At 40.8% G+C, this 4840-nt stretch carries 5 protein-coding genes and 1 pseudogene; 4 read left to right on the forward strand and 2 right to left on the reverse strand.

What is annotated here, in order from left to right:
• Positions 1-188, reverse strand: a pseudogene (locus F607_RS31680) (IS982 family transposase); the annotation flags it as partial.
• A 431-nt stretch (positions 189-619) separates the two neighbouring features.
• On the opposite strand from F607_RS31680, the gene F607_RS0124620 reads away from it, so the two are divergent.
• The 4 genes from F607_RS0124620 (at position 620) to F607_RS31690 (ending at position 4604) form a co-directional block, all read left to right on the forward strand.
• Positions 620-2128: a DUF3360 family protein gene (locus F607_RS0124620; protein WP_027710166.1), complete on the forward strand. Its 1509-nt coding sequence runs from the start codon at positions 620-622 to the stop codon at positions 2126-2128.
• A gap of 65 nt (positions 2129-2193) precedes the next feature.
• Positions 2194-2703, forward strand: coding sequence for a glycine cleavage system transcriptional repressor (locus F607_RS0124625; RefSeq protein WP_027710167.1), 510 nt, complete (start codon positions 2194-2196; stop codon positions 2701-2703).
• Between the two features lie 662 nt (positions 2704-3365).
• Positions 3366-3974 (forward strand): PEP-CTERM sorting domain-containing protein, encoded by a 609-nt coding sequence (locus F607_RS0124635; RefSeq protein WP_027710168.1) that lies wholly within the window; start codon positions 3366-3368, stop codon positions 3972-3974.
• 426 nt (positions 3975-4400) lie between these two features.
• Positions 4401-4604: a DUF423 domain-containing protein gene (locus F607_RS31690; protein ID WP_051311813.1), complete on the forward strand. Its 204-nt coding sequence runs from the start codon at positions 4401-4403 to the stop codon at positions 4602-4604.
• Positions 4605-4667: 63 nt separating this feature from the next.
• On the opposite strand, the gene F607_RS33810 is transcribed toward F607_RS31690, so the two are convergent.
• Positions 4668-4840 (reverse strand): ATP-binding protein (locus tag F607_RS33810; RefSeq protein WP_169719846.1); only part of this gene is annotated, 173 nt, incomplete at its 5' end.

Here is a 4840-nt window from a genome sequence, read left to right on the forward strand (position 1 = left end):
AAATACCGCCAGATATGTGTATCTTCATCTAGCCCAAAAAACTCGCCGATGAGCTCCATTGCAATCACTTCAGGATCAGAAAGGGAAGGCATAGTCCCTCGTTCACGTAATCGCTGGCCTTTAAGTAAATCATTAAAGGTATCATCAACCCAGCAATAAACTGCTATGATAAACTCTTCTACTGACATCCCCTGTCCCTTTGAATTTGTTTCGGCAAAACAAAGGTTGGGGTCAGGGGTTGTCATTTCAAACTAATAAAAGTCGAGCATCGCGTTAAAATAAGCTTAAGCATCAATTCCGAACTGAACTACACTATGTCTAGTTAAGCTTAATTGGCTTAAAGCTAACACTAGTCTTTGAGCTTTATATGCTTTAGATGACATGCATAGGCTATTGCAAAAGCGAATTTGTGCTTAAGACTAGTGTAGTGGGCATATCAAACAGAATATGTATAACTAATGATCATGGTCATTAGTTGCATACTAAAAACAACTTACACTTTGCGCCATAAAGTGTGGGGAATGCTTGCTCAACTGATGCTGGGTATCTGAAGTGGACAAACGCTTTCCACACTGATTAATAAGTAATGAGTAGTATGTAGTAGGAAGTATTTGCCATTATGCATAACAGTCATCCTCATGAAGCTGGTGAAGATACCAGTGATCTTAACGAAGAGAAAAGTTACCAGGAATTACATCGTCCCAGTAGTGAGTTTGCAAGCCGCTCTGACTATCTTGATCATGAGTTAACCATCATGAAACCGCGTCGTTGGAAGCTTAATCTTCCAGGACGTGATTTTCGGTTTGAGTGGGAAGATCTTGTACCTGCATTAGCGGGAACTATCGGGATCACCGTAATGTATTCTGCAGTAATGTCTTCATATGCTGCAGGATATGGGCTTGATGCAAACTTTGTTATTGAAAACGTTCGCGTTGAGATGCTCGTCTCCGCTATCTTGTTTGTTATTTTAACTTCTGGCTTTTTAAACCCACGTGCTAATTTGGCAGGTAATCATGGTCCAATGATTCCTTTGATTGGCATGATAGCAATGGCTGGTGGGCATCCTTTGGCCCTTGCCATTTTGCTCGGTGGTTTTGGCTTAATTTTGAGTATTACTAAAGGCGGTTCACGACTGGTTAAGTTAACAGGACAGGGGGTGGCCGGTGGCCTACTCGCCTACCTGGGGTTAACGGGGACAGCTTCGCAGATTAACTCGCTTATCGAGTGGGCGGGCAAAATGAATGTTGGGTACGTGGCATTTGTGGTGCTGCTGGTCAACATTGTGCTTTATGCTTACTTGGCGCGGATTGGTAAGCGTTGGTTGTCGATTCCTCTGTGCTCAGTTGCAGCAGTTATTATTGCGTTGGCACTTGGAGCGCCTTTTGAGTTTAAAACAGCGCCTGGCTTACCTAACCTGAATCCAATGTACTGGTGGGGATCAACAGAAACTGGCTGGAAATTAGGCCTACCAAATATGCAGCATTTCATTGCTTCCTTACCTTTTGCCATTCTTGCTGTTGCTATGTGGTCTCCTGATTTTCTGGGGCACCGTGTATTTCAGGAGCTTAACTACCCGAAAAAAGCCAAAAATGTGCTGATGGATGTTGATGATACTATGACAGCATGTTCTATCCGCCAGGTTGTGGGAACCGCTTTTGGGGGAGGAAACATTACTTCCTCTTGGGGTACCTATATGATTCCTGCGGCGATAGCAAAGCGCCCAATTCCTGGTGGGGCCATTCTATTAGGTATTATGTGCGTCATCGTTGCTGTAGTGGGTTATCCTATGGATATCACAGTATGGCGACCAGTAATGAGTGTTGCTTTATTAGTGGGCGTATTTTTGCCACTACTTGAAGCGGGTATGCAAATGGTTAAGGATACAAAAGACACCCAATCTGCAGGTATCTGTATCTTTGCCTCTGCGGTTGTAAATCCTGTTTTTGGCTGGTCACTAACAATGTTGTTAGATAATAATGGCTTAATTGGTGATAAAGACCGCTCTAAAGCACTTAGCTTTGTTGATAAAGTAGTAATTCCAGGCCTGGCATTTGGTATTTGTTTTGTTGCTATGGCAGCTGTTGGCATGTTGCCTGGGGTACCAGCTTTAGTACCTGCGTTTCGTTAATAATTAAAAATCGATATGCTGAGCCTTCATCGTAAAGGCTCAGCATTAACGACGGGAAATAGGCTATGAAAAAACAATTCATTCTCACCTTAATGGGGCCTGAAAGTCCGGGGTTAATAAGATTATTAGCTGAAAAAACTCATGACCGACAGGGAGTGTGGTTAAAAAGTAAAATAAGTCATCTTGAAGGCCAATGTGCTGGGATTATTAAAATTGAAGTTGAAGAAGGCCTGGCAGAGTCACTACAAACTGAGTTAACCAATATTACTGATTTATATGCTGTTATTTCTGAGGTACAGCCATCTTCATCGGTCGAGGTCAAAACACTTCAACTGATCGTTGAGGCTGATGATCGGCCAGGCTTTATTAATGATATCTATAATATTTTAGAAAGCTATGGAGCTAGCATCAGCAATATGGAGTGTCACTCCTTTGCAGTAACTGAATTAGGCGGAAGTGTCTTAAAAGCAGATTTTGACTTAATTGTACCTACCGATCTTGATCAAGAATCCCTTGTGGCGGAGCTTGAAGCATTGAATGCTCAGGTAGTAGCAAATATTCCAGCTGAAAAGTAACACGCTCTTTTGAAAGTTGACAACAAACTACAGTAAGGTGGTTTGTTGTTTTTACCCCTTGCATATAGCTTTTACCTGCACTTATTTGTCTTTTCTCTGTATACCTTTCACAAATGATTTCTAGGTTTTGTTGTCTTCGCTCCTCACCCCGATCACCTATTAATATCGGCTCATGGAACTTCTAATATAGTTTTATGGGGTATGGTTTCGTGGGTCTATAATTTCATGTGGCTAAAGTTTCATGTGGCTATAGTTTCATGGAGCTTGGCCACTCGATGGTTGCACCTAAAAACCATTCTTATTGGGTATATCAATAAAGCTTTCGCGGATGGTATCAATCACATTTTTAATGTAATAAAGGCACCTCAAAAAATAGCGATTTTTGTGTAAGGGCAAAGAAGCACTGCACGGAGGACCGGAGTGTATAAGGAGTACATGAGGATCCGAGTACAGCGCTGACGCAGCTATTTCGAAAAAAGTGCATTTTTTGAGGTGCCCATAAGGCTATTTTGCTAAAAAGTAAAACAGTAGACCTATAACATAAAGCTATTTAAATAAGCTGCAACTGATGTATGACTTAAAAATTGTCATTTGTTTTTATTGTGTGCATTATTGCACATACTTGCCTCACTAATAATAAAGAAAAAGATTAGGAGAAATGAATGATAAAAATAATAAGTCGCACACTATCTGCAGTCGCAGCTGTGGCGTGTATTACTTCAGCTCAAGCGGGGGTTATCACATTTGATGATTTAGACCCTGGAACATCTGCTACAGCTTTACCTGAAGGCTATGGTGGCTTTTCATGGTCAAGAAATGGCTCTGCTCCTATTGTTGCATATAGCCGGGAACATCTTGAATCTAATAGTGGATTTACTACAGGTGTTACATCGGGTTCGAATGCTATTTTTAACGCGTATGGCGTAGGCCCAGCTATTTTCGATTGGTTAGGTCAAGACTCTACCTTTGATTTTATTAGTGCTAATTTTACTTCAGGCTGGAATGATCAGGATATTATGTTTGCAGGCTGGCGTGATAATCAGCAAGTCTACATGAGTCAAAGGTTTAGCATTGGTACCGATGTACCACTAAATATTCGCTTAGACTGGCGCAACATTGATCGTCTGGTTATTTACAGTGAAAACCAAAATGACTACCAGTGGGTAATGGATGATTTTAGCTACAATGTACGTGTTCCTGAGCCTGCTACCGCGTTGTTATTTGGAGCTACGCTACTAGGCATGTCTAGACTTCGCCGTAAAAATAGCTAATTTTTAGAGAGCCTGGTTACCGGGCTCTTTTTTTATTTGATAACACGTAAAAAGTTGTATCAGATAAATCGGATCTATTCCTTTCTCTTATTAGTGTCGGATAAATTTCCAACTATAGCTTTTTTTGCCCTTAGCTTTTTTGTAATAACCTGTTTTATAGCGAAAAATATTATTTGGCATGACTTATGAAGGTCATAAAGTGGTTAATATATTTCTCATGACAGAATGATCTTTATAGCTTCGCTTAACCCCTTCTGGTTAACATGTGGCGCAAGGACAAGGATGTCATTTCTTTTTCCTTAATCTTACATTTTTCCCAAAGAAACTTTTGTAACTAATAGGCTGATGTTGACGCTGGCTTTTTTGTATTAGCTCTTAATGTTAGGGTAAAAGGACCTGTCATCAATGAAGAGCTGAGCGTTGACAATGAATTATCGATGGTTACATGTGAGTGGAGTTAGTGGGTTATTAGCTGTGGCTTTTGGTGCTTTTGGGGCTCACAGTTTACAGCCTTCAATGACTTCTGAATTACAGGCTGTTTATGAAACAGCAGTCAATTACCACTTCTATCATACTTTTGCCCTATTGGCTGTTGCTTTGCTTGGAGCACATATTGTCAACAGCAATTGAATTTTGACCCACTTTTCTGGTAATCCAGCAATTTAAAACTGACCCACCCTACGTTTGGTTTCGTTAATTGGTTATTGTTACGTTGGTATTCATTTCAGGTGTAATACCAGCCATCTTTTTTCCCCTTAATCGGTAACTATGGCCGCTAATTTGAACTATATGTGCGTGATGTAAAAGACGATCTAAAAGGGCTGCAGTGAGTGTTTGGTCATTGGCAAAGGCTCCTGACCATTGCG

Origin of the sequence: Zooshikella ganghwensis DSM 15267 (assembly GCF_000428585.1) — a bacterium.
Classification (GTDB): Bacteria; Pseudomonadota; Gammaproteobacteria; order Pseudomonadales; family Zooshikellaceae; genus Zooshikella; species Zooshikella ganghwensis.